This is a genomic window from Planctellipticum variicoloris (assembly GCF_030622045.1).
In the GTDB taxonomy this organism is placed as follows: domain Bacteria; phylum Planctomycetota; class Planctomycetia; order Planctomycetales; family Planctomycetaceae; genus Planctellipticum; species Planctellipticum variicoloris.
On sequence record NZ_CP130886.1, the window covers coordinates 5,442,524 to 5,457,625 of the forward strand.

A 15,102-nucleotide genomic window follows, 5' to 3' on the forward strand; every position below is an offset into this window, starting at 1 on the left:
AAGACATGAACGTCATTCTCTGACCATCGACGATCGACCATCAACGAATCCTTGCCTTGTCCCGCCGCGTCCCGCAAACTGGGGTCAGAATCTTCGAAGGGAAGCTGACGTGGGGCGGTGCAGCGGGCGGGTGATGGCTCAGGTTTTGCTGGCCGGTGCAGTCTGCTGCGTCGTCGCGCTGACGGTTTGCGTTCCGGAGACCATTGCTGAGGAATTGGAACAGGGACCGTCGGGGCGGCGTCATCGGCGCCCGGCGGCGCTGGCGCTGCTGGGGACCGGTCGCCATGTGGTCGTCGCCAATGAGCGCTCCGGGAGTCTCAGCGTTCTAGACTGGCTGGCGGGGCGAGTTGTCGCCGAGCAGGACATCGGTCGCGCGCTGGTCGACGTAGTCCCTTGGGGCGGCGACAAGCTTCTGGCACTGGACGGTACGGCTCACGAATTGATCGTGCTGTCGGCCGCCGAGCCGGAACAACTGGAGGTTCTGCGGCGGATTCGCGTGGCCGAGCATCCGGCGATGGTCCGGTTGAACCCGCAGCAGACGCTGGTTGCTGTGGCGTCGCTCTGGTCGCAGACGGTGACCGTCCTGTCGACGGCGGACTTGGTCGACGAGTTTCCCCGTCCTGAGTCTGTCGAACTGCCGTTCTGTCCGCGGGCCTGCGTCTGGAATTCGGACGGCGGCCGGTTGATCGTCGCCGACGCGTTCGGCGGACGGCTCGCGGTGCTGGAACTTTCGCCGCTACGTGTCACCACGTTGCAGAAGGTCCCAGGGCACAACATTCGCGGCCTGGCGCCGTCCCACGATGGCGACCGGTTGCTGCTGGCCCAGCAGTATGTCCACGACAACTCGGAGACGTCCCGCGACGACATCCACTGGGGGACCCTGCTCAATAACATGGTGCGGACTGTCAGCATGGTCGACGTCGCCAATCCGGACGCCGATCTGCGCGATCGGAGCCGGACGCTGTTCCTGGGCGACGTCGAGCGGGGAGGGGCCGACCCGGCCGGACTGCTGGTGCGTTCGAATGGGAAGCTGATCGTGCCGCTGGCGGGCGTCAACGAAGTGGCGATCGACCGCAGCCTGGGGTTTGAGTGGAAGCGGGTTGCGGTCGGTCGCCGACCGACCGCGCTGGCGCTCACGCCGGATGAAGCGACGCTGCTGGTCGCGAATACGCTGGACGATTCGGTCTCGGTGATCGACGTCGCGGCGGGCCAGGAAGTCCAGCGGATAGCGCTGGGGGCCGCACCGGAGCTGACGGCCGTCGATCGCGGCGAACGGCTGTTTTACGATGGCACACGCTCGCATGACGCGTGGCTGAGCTGTCAGAGTTGCCATACCGACGGGCACACGGCCGGCATTCTCATCGACAATTCGACGGACGGCGGCTTTGACTATACCCGCAAGCGAACTCTCAGCCTGCGCGGCATCGCCGAGACCGGGCCCTATGCCTGGACTGGCGCCGTGAAGTCGCTCAAACGTCAGATGCAGATTTCGACCGAATCGACGATGCGCGGCGAGCCTCTGACCGACGAGCAGGCCGCCGATCTGGCGGCGTATGTGGAAACGCTGCCGGCGACGCCTCGGATCGCCGCGGCCCGACCGGAGGTGGCCGAGGCCGGTCGAAAGCTCTTCCGGGAGCTGCGCTGCGATCGCTGCCATGCGGAGCCCGAATATACGACGCCGCTGACCTATGACGTGGGTCTCGTCGACGAAGCCGGTCGGAAGCAGTTTAATCCTCCGTCGCTGCGCGGCGTGCGCTTCCAGAGCTCGTGGTTTCACGACGGACGGGCGAAGTCGCTGGAGGCGGTCTTCCGGAAGTTCGAGCATCAGTTGCCGCGGAAACTGAGCGACGCCGAGCTGGACCGGCTCGTGGAGTTCCTGCGGGGTTTGTAGGTCAACACCTGCTTCGCAGAGTGGCGATCGGCAGATTCTGCCGATCGGTCGCTCCGGAAAACTCCCCCCGGTCCACACGTCCGTCACGGGGAGTGCCGTTACACCTTCGGTTGCCCGCAATTCGGTCTTGCCCGGACATTGCGGCAGCGAAGGAAGACCGATGCATTCCCCCATCGGGACAGTTGATTCCCGCGGTCCGCGTTCTGCGCGGCCGCGTTCAGGGAGGATGGGGATGAGGTCAGCGTGCGCAATCGCGAGCTTGCGCCGGTGGGCGCTGCTGGGTCTGCTGGGTCTCGGCGGCGGCCTGGAGTCGGCTCTGCTGGCGCAGGACGTTCCGCCACCGGCCCCGCCAGCTACCGCTGAAGAAGGCGACGTCGTCCCCGCCCCGGAACCGGTGATGACGACGCCGGCCCCCGCCGCAAAGCCCGCGGCTCCAAAACCGCCGCCTCAACCCTGGAAGCTGACATTCTTCGACAACGACTTCAGCTACAAGAAGGATCCCAACCATACGCCGCTGTTGGGCGAGAACCTGAAAGAGATCCCGCTCGACGAGATCTTCCCGTCGGACGTACTTTCGGACACGACCATCTCCTGGGGCGGCGAACTCCGATTCCGGTACATGGACGAGCGGAACCGGCTCCGACCGCAGGGAGATACCCGCCGGAACATGTACGACCTGTGGCGCTGGCGGAACTATCTCGACGTCAAGCACTCCGACTGGGCGCGGGTTTACGTCGAGATGATCGACGCCTCGATATTCCACAACGACCTGCCGCCGACCGGGATCGACCTGAATCGCTGGGACCTTCTGAACTACTTTGTGGATATCGCTCCGCTGGAGATTGACGACCAGAAAATCTGGATTCGGACAGGTCAGCAGGAGCTCAACTACGGTTCGCAGCGGCTGGTTTCGCCCCTCGACTGGGCGAACACCCGCCGGAACTTCGAAGGCTTCAAGGTCTTCACCAAAGGCGAAGCCTGGGATCTGGACGCATGGGTCACCAATCCCGTCAATACGGCGACGCCGAACGACGGACCGCTGGCGCGGTTCGCCAACACGTTCGACTCGCGCAACCAGGACCGCGTCTTCACTGGCGCCTGGGCGACTTACAAGGGGGTCAAGGACCACACGTTCGATTCCTACTTTCTATGGGACCACACGTCTCAGAACAACGCGGGCGGTCCGAACCTGGCCGCGTATCCGCTCGGCAACCGCTACCTGACCGCCACGCGCTGGCTGGGCAACTACGCTTACAGCGGCGACGGCGTGCTGCATGGCGAAGTCGAAGGGGGCTATCAGTTCGGCAACGATCACGGCCGCCGGGTGAACGCCGGCTTTGTGACCGTGGGGGCGGGGCACACCTGGAAGAGCCTGCCGTGGGAACCAAATCTCTGGTTCTACTACGACTGGGCGTCGGGAGACGGAGATCCGGATGCAGGCAATACCAACAGCACCTTTTTCCAATATTTCGGCCTGGTGCATGCTTACCTGGGTCTGATCGACAATATCGCCCGGCAGAACATCAGCGACGTCAACTGGAAATTCACCGTCAAGCCGCACAAGAAGGTGACCTTCCTGACCGCCCAGCACTTCTTCTCAAAGGCCAACTCGAACGACTATCTGTACAACGTCACCGGGGCGCGCATCGGCGCGCCGAACACCGGCAGCGACATCGGTCAGGAGCTCGATCTGGTCGCGACGTACAACCACAATCAGAACTTCAGCGTCGAAGCGGGATACTTCTGGTTCTGGTACGGCGCCGTCTTCGATACGATGCCGCGGGACACGGCCCAGCAGTTCTATCTGCAGACGACGTTCCGGTATTGAAAACTGGTCAGTGGTCCTTGGTCCGTCGTCAGTTGTCGATGAACTCGAAAAGGAGTTCTGAGGCTTCAGTTCTCGTCGCGTTTGCAGTTCAATCAAGGAGATTCGCTGCTGACCGATTTCAGGAGACATCGCCATGACCACTGCCGCCTGGCAACTGCAGCCCGCCGACTCTGCGTACCGCCTGACGAAGGTGACTCGCGACGTACCGGCTCCGGGGCCGGGGCAGGTCAAAGTTCGCGTGCGGGCGGTCTCTCTCAATTACCGCGATCTGGTCAATCGGGACAATCTTGCCGGGCGCGATGTCGCCGGGCGCGTGCCGACGTCCGACGGAGCCGGGGAGATTGTGGGCGTCGGCCCCGCAGTGACCGGCTGGCAGGTCGGCGACCGAGTTGCGGGCTGCCTGTTTCAGACGTGGCAGTCGGGTCGGTTCGACATGGGCTATCACAAACAGGACCTCGGGGGAACGCTCGACGGGATGCTCGCCGAGGAAGTCCTCCTCTCTGCCGACGGCATCGTCAGCATTCCCGGCCATCTCTCCTGGTCCGAGGCGGCGACGCTGCCCTGCGCGGCGGTGACGGCGTGGTACTCGCTGACCACTCGCGGCGGTCTGCAGGCGGGCGATACGGTCCTCGTCCTGGGCACCGGGGGCGTTTCGATTTTCGGACTGCAGTTCGCCACGGCACTCGGAGCGAAGGTGATCGTGACATCCAGCAGCGACTCCAAGCTGGAACGGGCGCGAGCCCTCGGCGCCTGGCAGACGGTCAATTACCGCACGCAGCCCGACTGGCAGAAAAATGTCTGGGAATTCACCGGCAAACGGGGCGTGGACCAGATTCTGGAAGTCGGCGGTCCGGGGACGCTGGAGAAGTCGCTGGGCTGCATTGCCGCGGGCGGGCATATCGCACTCATCGGCGTGTTGACCGGGTTCGGCGCCCCGCAGACCAGCCTGTTTCCACTGGTGGCCCGCAATGCGCGGATGAACGGGATCTACGTCGGCTCTCGGTCCGACTTTGAAGCCATGAATGCGTTTATCGCCGAGCGCGCGTTGCACCCGGTGATTGATCGCGAGTTTCCGTTCGACGAGGCTCCGGAGGCCTACGCGTATCTCAAGTCCGGCAGCCATTTCGGCAAAGTGGTCATCAGCGTCGATGGTTGATCGTCGATCGTTGATGGCCGGAAAAGAAAGGCTCTGCGACGCCGAATGACATCGCAGAGCATTTCTGAACCATCAACCATGAACCATCAACGATAGACGCCTACTCAACTCCCAGCTCCTTCAGTCGCTTGCCAGCCTCCACCTTCGCCTTGTCGAGGACCGTCTGCAGTTTGACCGGAACGCCTCCCTGGCGTTTGCTTTCGTCGGCGGCTTCCATGAAAGCGTAGATTTCCAGCGTTTCCTGCTCGTCGACGGGCGGCGTACCCGTCCGGAAGAACTTGACGAACTCGACCGCCAGCGGCTTGTAGCCGCCGTAGGGACCGATCTGGCCGATCCCCTTCGACCCGAAGGCGGTCCCGCCATAGCCGCTCCCCTGGCGGAGACCGCGGAAGGTGCCGATCCGTCCGCCGGTCCAGACTCCCGTGACGAGTTCAGTGCCGGGCGTCTGCGCACGCGTCACCGACTCGCAACCCGGCCCCATGACGGTAAACAGCGTCTCGACGCCGTGGATGCCGTACCAGAAGAGATCCGGATGGGTCGCTTCCAGCGACGCCGGGCTGTAGGCGTCGCAGCCGTAGACATCACCGAGCGACCCGCCGCGGATCTTCTGGGCTCCCTCGGCGAACCGCAGCGAGGAGGCCGAGAAGACCGGAACCTTGTACTTCTTCGCGGCTTCGAAGATCGCGACAGCGTCGGTCAACGAACCGGCGATCGGCTTGTCGATGAAGCAGGGCTTACCGGCTTTCAAAACCGGCAGAACCTGTTCCAGATGCGGCCGGCCGTCGTTAGTTTCGAGCAGGACGCAGTCGACCTTTTCCAGCAGTGCAGGAATCGAATCGACGATCTCGATCCCCAGGTCCTGGAAGATCTTGGTGTACTCCGGCACGCGCTTCGTGCTGGATTCAATGTCCGGGCTCCCCTTCGGATACGCAGCAACCACCTTGCAATGGGCGAGTTCGGGAGGTGCGTCGGGATCGTTGAGGAGCTTGGCGAAGGCTGGCGCGTGTGAGGTATCGAGACCAATTACGCCGACGCGCAGCACCTTCGGAGCGGGCTGGGCTTCGACGGCGGTGAGAACCTTCGATGCGACGCTGGCGACGGCGGCGACTGGATCGGAAGACTGCGAGCCGGGAAGTTGCCAGAGCGTGACCGACCGATCCTGGCTTCCTGCGGCGATCTTCGTTCCGTCTGCCGAGACGGCGACCGAGTTCACTTTCGCTTCGTGGGCTTCTTCTTCCGCGGTGAGATCTTCGCCGGTGTCGCTGCGCCAGAGTCGGATCTCGTGCATTCCCTTAAAGCCGCCGCCGCTTCCGGAAACGATCAGCGAGGACTTCGGGACGAAGGCCAGCGTATTCACGGGCCGGCTGTGACCGCCGTAGAAGCCGACCGGTTCGCCCGACGGGAGATTGTAGAGAATCACTCGTTCGTCGAGGCCGCCGGAGGCGACCAGCTTGCTGTCTGGCGAGAAGGCAACGCAGAGCGCCGCTTGCTTGTGATCGGTCGCAGTGACGCGGGCCTGCCAGGTCTGCGTGTCCCAAAGCTTCAGTTCGCCCGGTTTCGTGAGGCGGGTGTCGTCGCCGGCGACCGTCGCGACGGTCTGGCCATCGGCGGACCAGGCGACTCCCGTGACCGGATACGCATGACCGGAGAGGACGACCGGGGCTTCTTCCCCGGCGAGCGTCCAGACCCGGGCGACTTCGTCTTCGGAGGAAGCCGCCAGCTTCAATCCATCCGGCGACCAGGCCAGGCCGGTCACGTAGGCCCGCGGACCTTTCAGCGTGCGCTGCTCCTTGGAGTTCGCGACGTCCCAAAGCACGATCTTCTGGTACATGCCGACGGCGAGCTGCGCCCCGTCCGGCGAAAAGGCGAGCGACCGGACCGTCTTGCCGGCGGTCAGCGTGGATTTGACTTCGGTTCCGGAAAGGAGCCGGACTTCGGGGCCTGTCGCAATCGCCAGCAGCTCCCCCTGCGGCGACCACGCCACCGCAGGGACCGCAGCAGGGAGATCGCCGATGCGACCGATCGATTTGAGGGCGTTCACGCCGCCGACCGCTGTGCTCGGCGTCCCGAGGGGCGGAACTTCCGCCCGAAGTGTTTCCGCAAATCCCCAGGCCCCGATCAGGAGCCCCGTGACCGACAGCAGGCGACGCAGCATTCAAGCATCCTTCGTTCTGTCCAGACTGACCGCAGATTCGACGCTGCCAGCTTATCGCGGGACGGTTCGCGGGGCAAAACGAATCGAAGAATCCCGATGATTGCCGGCTCCTGCCAAAACCGTGCTTTCGCACATCAAGTCAGCTCGATCGTCGTCCGGTCGCACAGCAATCGGCGAATCTCCCTGGCAGACGGCACGTCCCGCATTGAGCCCGGTCGGTCGACCAATTACGATTCCGACAGCAGAGATCGTTGATCGCCGAGTTTTGCGGCGTCCGGGGAGCTGCGGGGAGGTTGAGTTTTCGATGTTTGACGGTCGCTTTCCGACGATTCTGCTGTTCGGCGCTCCGGGTGTGGGTAAGGGGACGCAGGGGAACATCCTGGGGCAGGTTCCCGGTTTCTGTCACTTGTCGTGCGGGGACGTCTTCCGTTCGCTGAACATCAGCTCGCCAGAAGGACGGGAGATTTACGAATACAGCTCACGCGGACAACTGGTGCCGGATGAACTGTCGATCCGGATCTGGAAGAAGGCCCTGCACGGCCACATCGCCGTCTCCCGCTACCGTCCGCCCGATGAATTTCTCGTTCTCGACGGCATTCCGCGGAATCCCGAGCAGGTGAAAATGATCGCGGACACGATCAACGTGCTGCACATCATTCATCTCGTCTGCGAGGACGAGAAAGCGATGATCGATCGCATCAAACGCCGGGCGATTCGGGAGAACCGTTCCGACGACGCGAATGAAGAAATCATCCGCCACCGGTTCGAAGTTTACTCGCGAGAATCCGAGCCGGTTATCGGCTGCTACCCGTCGGAAATCGTCTCTCGAATCGACGCCGTACGGACTCCCGCAGAAGTTCTGCATGCGATTCTGGGCGTGCTGATCCCGATTCAGCTTGCGTGGAAGGCCAGCCTGCCCAGTACGCCGTATTAGAAGTCAGACGCGTGGGGACGGATCGGCTGGGAGCGGAGGCGAGTGCCGTAACGACCAGGCTCACCTGCTGCGCGGACTCAAAGAACGTGAAATCTCGAAAAGCCTGCATGCTGCCGCAGGCAGATGCAGCGTCTCGTTCGGCGTGCCTTGGTTACCCGACCCGCTCGCTGCTCTTCCACAACTCGAAGTCATTCATGCCGTCCTCAGCCCAGAAGATCAGGCCATAAGGGTGAAGCTCGATACTATGGCCCGGCGAGCAGCCGCTGCCGATCAGCACCACTTCACCGACCTCGCCGGGAGCCAAGCAAATCTCGCTAGCCCAGGGCTCGACGACGACAACCAGGTCCGCCGCGCCGCTGTTGCGCACAGGGATGCGGATACGCTGCTCCACCGGAGCCCTCCCTCGCCTGACAGATGATTCCCTGAACCAAAAGCATGGAAGATAATCGGCAGTTTCCGCAGGTCAATGCCATACTCAGGCCGTGAAATCCGTCGAATTCCACTGCGAGAGGTGACCGAGCAACACGTCATTCGGGTGAGACGTCACTCAACTCGCCCCTGAAGCCGCGTCAGCCGCCAAGCAGGACTCGACCGACGTGCTGAATGGCGCGCGTCAGGTCCGCGGCGCGGTCGTTGCCCTGAGTACGGACCGCGGTCAGCCAGCCGCGATAGTCGGCTTCCGACAGCAGCGCCAGCACCTCGATCCAGTCGACGACGCCCTGCCCGACCGGGACTTCGTCGCCGCCCCCTGCAAAGTCTTTCAGGCCATCCCGCAACTGCACGTGCCAGACCAGGTCGTGCAGAGCGCGGAGCGACTCATTCACGCTGCGGCCGGTCATGGCGAACTGGGCGGGGTCGAAGTCGATCCCCAGCGGCCCGGTCTGCACCTGATTAATCAACCGGCGCAGGCTCTCGGCGGAATCGTTGACCGGCGTCAGCGCCAACGCGACGCCCACATGGTTGGCGTGGGCGGCCAGATCCTGCAGGACCTGCAGCAGCAGTTTGTACTCGGGAGAGTCTTCCTCCGCGGGAATCGTCCCGGCGCGGAAACACAAGACGCGCGCCTGAAGCTGCCAGGCGGCCGTCATCGCTCCCTTGATCGCGAGAATTCGACGGTCGAGCTCGTGCTCAACATTCAGCGGCTGACGGGTCGGAATCACCGCTCCGGCCACCGACAATCCCAGCTCCCTCACGAAGTGCAGCAGATCGCGACGGGCGGTTTCCGTCAGCAGGGAGGCGTCGACTTCCTGGCGGACGTCCAGCACAATTCCCTGAGCCCCCATGCCTGCGACAGTCTGGAACGACTGTCGCAGCGGTTGCTGCAGACAGCGGGTGGCGACGCTCAAACGGAAGGGATGCATGACGCTGGAAGACTCCTCGAACAAACCCGCACAGACTGCCGGACCGGCAGGGTCGCCTGCCGCGGGGATTGCCGGCGTGCGATTTCACCCGCACAGTCGCTCCGTTCGGCAGCCCCTTGCAGTCGGCGATGCACGGCGACGATGAATCCCCTGATATTGCGCCCGACCGCGCCGCGGGGATCTTCGCTGGATGATAGTCGCGTCAGCCACCCTCTGCTACCTCGCGCTGGCCTGGGCTCCGCCGCCCGGCGCTCCGGAGTTTTCGCGCGCCGCCGACATTCAGGACTACACGTTCGAACGCAAGGACGATCAGGATCTGGACCGGCAGCCGGACGACTGGACTCGTCGACGCGGCGAAGGCTTCCCGCTCTATGTGAAGTCGGAGATCGACCGCGGCGTCGGACACAACAGCGAGCAGAGCCTCAAATTTGAGGCCAACGGCGGCGCTGCCGCCTATTATTCCCCCCTGATCCGGATCGACCCCCGCTACACGCTGGTGCTCGAAGGCTACATCCGGACCGACGGGCTCGCCGATACGGCGGGAATGGTGTCGGTCTCGCTGCTCGACAATAAGCGTCAGAGAGTTTCCCGCCATCTCAGCGCGCCGGTCGTCGGAACGCGCGGAGAATGGGTTCGCATCGAGATCGGTCCGCTCCTCCCCGGACCGGAGATTCGCCACGCCATCATCGGCTGCCACCTGCTACCAGGCGAACACGTCGAAATCTCCGGGGGGGTCCACTTCGACGACCTTCGGCTCGGCCGACTGCCGCGGCTCTCCCTGGAGCAGGACCGGCTCTCCCACTTTCACCCCGAAAGCCAGCCGCTGAAACTGCTCGCGCGATTGTCCGGGCTCGATGCACGCGACCAGTATCGACTGCAGTTCGAATTGTCGGACCCGTTTGGCGAGGGGTCTCAGACCAAGGAGTTTCCGCTGAAAGTCACGGCGGAAACGGCCGCCGAGCTGCAGGTCATTGAGTGGAATCTGGACGCTCAGCAGCCCGGATACTATCGCGTTCGGGCGGTGCTCCATCGAAATGGCGAACCCCTGATCACGCGGGATACGGCGCTGGCGGTGCTGCAGCTTCACGATTCCCCCTCCACGACCGGCGGCTTCGGCTGGTCGCTGGGGCGTCACAACGACATTGCCACCTGGGAAGCGTTGCCGGAACTGGCGGCGCAGTCCGGCATCAACTGGGTCAAACTGCCGGTCTGGAGCAGTTCGGGGGGGATCGATCCCGAGCGGACGACCCGGATCAATCGGCTGCTGGATCGTCTGACGTCCCGCGGCCTGATCGCCGTCGGCGTGCTCGATGAGCCGCCCAAGCTGCTGCTTGCCCGACTGGGACTGCAGGATGCGCGAGCCAGCGAAGTCTTCACGCTGTCGCGGGAGATCTGGGGACCGTCGCTGCATCCGGTCATCGCGCGCTACGGCGCCACAGTACGGTACTGGCAGGTCGGCGACGATGCCGACACAACCCTCGCCGGGGTTCCAGACTTGCAGGCCGTCGTCAAACAGATTCATCGCGAGATCACCGGCGTCGGCAGAAGTTCGCGACTGGTCCTGCCCTGGGAGCAGACGACTCCCCCGCCGGTACGCCAGAGCCAGTCACTGACGGCTGTCTCGCTGACCAGCCGCGGCGGGGCCAATATCCGCGACATCGGCCCCTCCGTTGAAGCCGCCAAGAAGGAAGGGTACGCCTCCTGGGTGACACTGTGGCTGGACCAGCTTTCTGGCGAGACGCCTCAGGAACGGGCGGCGTTTCTCGTGCGGGCTATGCTGGCCGCTCGCGTCGGCGGGGCTGAGGCCGTCTTTGCGGGCGACGTCATGCACTCGACGAAGGGGCTGTTGACGACGGAGGGCGCGCCGACCGAGCTCTATCTCCCCTGGCGAACGGCTGCGCTGGCCATGCAGGGGGCGGACTACCTCGGGGAGTTCGTTTTCCCCGGCGAAAGCCGCAGCGCTGTCTTTGCTCGCGACAGCGAAGCCATTCTGTTTGTCTGGGCCAGCGAGCCGACGACCGAACGGCTCTTCCTCGGCGGTCAGCCGTATGAAGTCGATGCGTGGGGCCGTCGCAAACCGCTCGTCTGGGATGAAGTCAGCCAGGAGTTCGTGATTCCAGTCGACGAGTCGCCGCGGCTGATCCGAGGCGCGTCCGCCGACCTGGCGCGTTGGCGCGTCGCCGCGCAGTTTGCCGGCGGCAAAATGAAGAGCGAGTACGGCTGGCACCCCGACCGCATCACCGGGAGAAACACGTTTCCGCAGGGGGTGAGCGGACGTCTGACCGTCCGTCTGCCGACGGACTGGGCCGCCGAACCCGCCGAATGGCCACTCCAGCTCCCCGCGGGCGAGGCCTACGATCTCCCGGTGAACCTGCTCCTGCCGACGACGGCGCGGATGGGGGAAGTCCGGATGGTATTCGAGTTCGATATTACCGCGGACCAGAATTATCGCTTCAAAGTCCACCAGAAATATCAGGTCGGGTTGGGCGACGTGACGATTGACGTCATCGACCGGAGGCTGCCGGACGGCCGGCTGGAGATCGAGCAGATCGTCAAGAATCAGACGACGCCTCCGGAGATCCTCGACTTCCGCTGCAGCCTGTTTGTCCCGGGCCTGCAGCGCAAGAGATTCACGATCACGAAACTCGGCACAGGCCAGGACCGCAAGCTCTACCATCTGCCTGACGCCGACAATCTCCGCGGCAAGGAGCTCTGGCTCCGCCTCGAACAGGAAGGGGGCCGACGCATCCTCAACTACCGCTGGACCGTCGGCAAAGACTGGTAGAGCGGCAACATTCCCTCTTCACGGATCACTCGCGACTACCCACTGACCACTCTCGAAAAATGCTGCCTCACCAGTTGCCGAAACTCGGGAAAGGATCGCACTTTCTGCACGCCCGATTTGAACTGGTCAAATTCCGGCAGGAACTTGGCGAAGTAGCAGCTCGTCCGCGGCAATCGCTTGAGCGCCCGGTGATTGCCGTAGAACTCGAACTCCGCTTCGACAACCTGCAGCAGCACGCGCGCCCGTTCGGTCGGCGAAGGCGGGGCGAGTTGCGCACCTCCCAGGACCAGTGACCTGGCCTGCTGAAAGATCCACGGATTCCCCAGGCAGCCCCGCCCGATCGCCACTCCATCCGCTCCGCTCTCTCGCCATTCTCGCACGGCGTCTTCCGCCGTTCGAATCCCGCCGCTGCCGAGTACGGGAATCGCGACGGCTTCTTTGACGCGCCGGACCACGCTCCAGTCCGGCCCCCCCACATAGGCCTGCGCCACGCTGCGGGCATGGACTTCAATGCCGGCGGCCCCTTCCGCCTCAGCGAGACGGGCGATCTCCGGCGCAGTTTCGTGTTCCGCATCGGGGCCAGTGCGAATCTTGAGCGTCACGGGAACGTCCACGGCCCTCGCCACCGCCGCGACGATCCGGGCAATCGCGGCCGGGTCGGCCATCAGCGCCCCTCCTTCGCCGCGCTGCACGAGTCGACGGATCGGACACTCGAAGTTCAGATCGACGATCGAGAATCCCTGTGCGGCAACGATCTTCGCCGCCTCGGCCATCACCTGCGGATCGACGCCGCTGATCTGGCCTGCGGCCGGCCGCTCGACCGGCGCCGTCTGCAACAGCTTCAGCGCCCGCTTGTCGCGGGCCGCCACGTCGACCGCATCGATCCGCTCGCTGCAGACCAAACTCGCCCCAAACTGCTTCATCAGTACTCGCAATGGATAGCTGGTGTGCTCCTCCATCGGGGCGAGAGTGATCGGGTGGGCGACAGCGACGGAACCGATGCGCATGCGGAATTCTCTGGGCGGGACTGCAAACCCCCAGAATGACGGTATTCTGGACGGAACTCAATTCGGTCCGGCCGTTGATATCGCTACGCAAAAGCCGTTTGAATCGACGGGCGCACGCACAATTGCCGTTTCGTGCTTCGAATTTGGTGCTCATTTCGGATTTTGTGCTTTGGATTTCAGAATTCTTTCGACACCCTCTGAACGGTCAACCCATGTCACACGAGTCGGTCTTTGAAGCCAGCGTCGGCTACTTCCTGTCGCCGCTCCGGCCATACCTTCAGGACGACACGGTCTCGGAAATCATGGTTAACGGCCACAGCGAGGTGTACATCGAGCGCCGGGGCCGGCTCGAAAAGACCGACGCCCGGTTTCCCAGCCACGACGCCCTGCTCTCGGCCGTCCACAACGTCGCACAGTATGTCGGCCGGGAAATCGACGCCGACCGCCCAATTCTTGACGCCCGCCTGCCCGACGGCTCCCGCGTCCACGTGGTCCTCCCCCCCAGCGCCCGACGGGGCATCTACTTCACGATCCGCAAGTTCGCCCGCGACATCTTCGGCCTCGACGATCTGATCCGCCTCGGCAGCCTGTCCCCCTCCGGCAAAGAGTTTCTGGAGATTGCCGTTCGCTTGAAGAAAAACATCGTCGTGGCGGGCGGGACCGGCACCGGGAAGACGTCGCTGCTGAACGCCGTCTCGACCGCCATTCCCGAAGAAGAGCGGATCGTGGTTATCGAAGACAGCTCCGAGCTCCGCCTCGCGCAGCCCCACACCTTGTACTTGGAGGCCCAACAGGCCGACGCGTACGGCCGTGGATCGGTCACCATCCGCGATCTATTCAAGGCCTCGCTCCGCATGCGGCCCGACCGGATCATCGTCGGCGAAGTCCGGAGCGGCGAGGCGCTCGACATGATCCAGTCGATGCTCAGCGGGCACGCCGGCAGTTTGACGACCGTCCACGCCACGACGCCGCGCGACGCTCTCACGCGTCTCGAAACGCTGTCGCTGATGTCGGAGGTCGAACTCCCTGTCTACGTCGCTCGGGCCCAGGTCTCCAGCGCCATCCACCTGATCGTGCAGCTCGCCCGCTACTCGGAAGACGGCTCGCGCAAAGTGACCCGTATTACCGAGGCGCTCGGCATGGACGCCGCGAATCAGTACCAGTTGCGCGACCTGTTCGTCTCACACATCCAGGGTCGCCTGCCCAACGGACGCCTGGTCGCCGACCTGCAGCCGACCGGCGAACGTCCGACGTTCGCGGATGAAGTCCGCGAGTACGGGCTTGAGCGGTTCGTGAATGCGTCGGCTGCGGTGTGGAGGGAGTAGGGTTCGGCGAGCGGGCCGTCGTCTCACGCATCATGAACTTGAGATGATTGGTCCGCAAAGCGGACCCTACGATTGCCGCGTTCGTCTCCAGCGCCGGAGCAGCCAGACCGCGTCGATGATGACCGCGATTCCGAACCAGCCGGCAATGAGTGCGTGACCGACGATCCGGTAGGGCTGAATCGCGCAGACATCGGCGATCATGATCGGCACGGCAAAAACCGCCAGCACAACCGGCAGCCATTCGAGTTCGCCCAATCGTGCGCCGCCGCAGATCCGGACAGCCGGCTACCAGATCCCGATAAACAGGACGAGCAACGAGACCAACGCGAATTGGTAGACGAGAGACATGGCTGTGCGTCGAGATGAGTCGCTGAACAAGACACGTTGGGGTATTATAATACACGCCAAGGGACCAATTCTCATCTCCATTGCGGGAACCGGCGATGTCGACGCCTTCTGATGCCACGGGGCATGGCGATGCATCGCAACCGACCACGGGTCTGCGGTGGTGCGAACGGTCCGTTGCGGATCTTCTCGAAGCGCTGGCGGAAGTCGAATCCGGTCGCACGAAGTCGCTCGATGAGTTCGACTGCGAGTTTCGAGCTCGCCATCAAATCGGTGATCCGGCCGATCAAGAGGCGGCGACGGAGTTCTGAAGGC

The 15,102-nt window shown here is 63.8% G+C and carries 12 protein-coding genes and 1 pseudogene; 7 read left to right on the plus strand and 6 right to left on the minus strand.

Features of this window, described 5'->3' with window-relative positions:
* Positions 1-109 precede the first annotated feature (109 nt).
* From SH412_RS21235 to SH412_RS21245, 3 genes are all read left to right on the plus strand, one after another.
* The gene (locus SH412_RS21235) at positions 110-1,891 is read left to right on the plus strand and encodes a cytochrome c peroxidase (protein WP_336520027.1); all 1,782 of its coding nucleotides are present in this window, start codon (positions 110-112) and stop codon (positions 1,889-1,891) included.
* 232 nt (positions 1,892-2,123) lie between these two features.
* On the plus strand, positions 2,124-3,719 hold the full coding sequence (locus SH412_RS21240; protein WP_336520028.1) for an alginate export family protein: 1,596 nt from the start codon (positions 2,124-2,126) through the stop codon (positions 3,717-3,719).
* Positions 3,720-3,852: 133 nt separating this feature from the next.
* Positions 3,853-4,875: a zinc-dependent alcohol dehydrogenase family protein gene (locus SH412_RS21245; protein ID WP_336520029.1), complete on the plus strand. Its 1,023-nt coding sequence runs from the start codon at positions 3,853-3,855 to the stop codon at positions 4,873-4,875.
* A 100-nt stretch (positions 4,876-4,975) separates the two neighbouring features.
* On the opposite strand, the gene SH412_RS28670 is transcribed toward SH412_RS21245, so the two are convergent.
* Positions 4,976-5,917: a Gfo/Idh/MocA family protein gene (locus SH412_RS28670; RefSeq protein WP_419555823.1), complete on the minus strand. Its 942-nt coding sequence runs from the start codon at positions 5,915-5,917 to the stop codon at positions 4,976-4,978.
* Between the two features lie 108 nt (positions 5,918-6,025).
* Positions 6,026-7,030: pseudogene (locus tag SH412_RS28675) on the minus strand (WD40 repeat domain-containing protein); the annotation flags it as partial.
* Positions 7,031-7,334: 304 nt separating this feature from the next.
* Between SH412_RS28675 and SH412_RS21255 the strand changes: the two are divergent.
* Positions 7,335-7,964 carry an adenylate kinase family protein gene (locus SH412_RS21255; RefSeq protein ID WP_336520031.1) on the plus strand — a complete coding sequence of 210 codons (630 nt, stop codon included), beginning with the start codon at positions 7,335-7,337 and terminating at the stop codon, positions 7,962-7,964.
* Between the two features lie 151 nt (positions 7,965-8,115).
* Here SH412_RS21255 and SH412_RS21260 read toward each other — a convergent pair whose 3' ends face one another.
* A complete protein-coding gene (locus SH412_RS21260; protein WP_336520032.1) occupies positions 8,116-8,355 on the minus strand; it encodes a hypothetical protein in 240 nt (79 codons plus the stop codon).
* Positions 8,356-8,533: 178 nt separating this feature from the next.
* Positions 8,534-9,325, minus strand: a complete 792-nt coding sequence (locus tag SH412_RS21265; protein WP_336520033.1) for a sugar phosphate isomerase/epimerase family protein — start codon at positions 9,323-9,325, stop codon at positions 8,534-8,536.
* 190 nt (positions 9,326-9,515) lie between these two features.
* Here SH412_RS21265 and SH412_RS21270 point away from each other — a divergent pair, with 190 nt between their 5' ends.
* Positions 9,516-12,110, plus strand: a complete 2,595-nt coding sequence (locus SH412_RS21270; protein WP_336520034.1) for a hypothetical protein — start codon at positions 9,516-9,518, stop codon at positions 12,108-12,110.
* 35 nt (positions 12,111-12,145) lie between these two features.
* Here the strand turns inward: SH412_RS21270 and SH412_RS21275 are convergent, their stop codons facing one another.
* The gene (locus SH412_RS21275; protein WP_336520035.1) at positions 12,146-13,117 is read right to left on the minus strand and encodes a tRNA dihydrouridine synthase; all 972 of its coding nucleotides are present in this window, start codon (positions 13,115-13,117) and stop codon (positions 12,146-12,148) included.
* A gap of 212 nt (positions 13,118-13,329) precedes the next feature.
* On the opposite strand from SH412_RS21275, the gene SH412_RS21280 reads away from it, so the two are divergent.
* Entirely contained in the window at positions 13,330-14,442 is a 1,113-nt protein-coding gene (locus SH412_RS21280; protein WP_336520036.1) for a CpaF family protein, read from the plus strand.
* Positions 14,443-14,508: 66 nt separating this feature from the next.
* Here SH412_RS21280 and SH412_RS21285 read toward each other — a convergent pair whose 3' ends face one another.
* A complete protein-coding gene (locus tag SH412_RS21285; RefSeq protein WP_336520037.1) occupies positions 14,509-14,697 on the minus strand; it encodes a hypothetical protein in 189 nt (62 codons plus the stop codon).
* A gap of 188 nt (positions 14,698-14,885) precedes the next feature.
* On the opposite strand from SH412_RS21285, the gene SH412_RS21290 reads away from it, so the two are divergent.
* Entirely contained in the window at positions 14,886-15,098 is a 213-nt protein-coding gene (locus SH412_RS21290; protein WP_336520038.1) for a hypothetical protein, read from the plus strand.
* Positions 15,099-15,102: the final 4 nt, after the last annotated feature.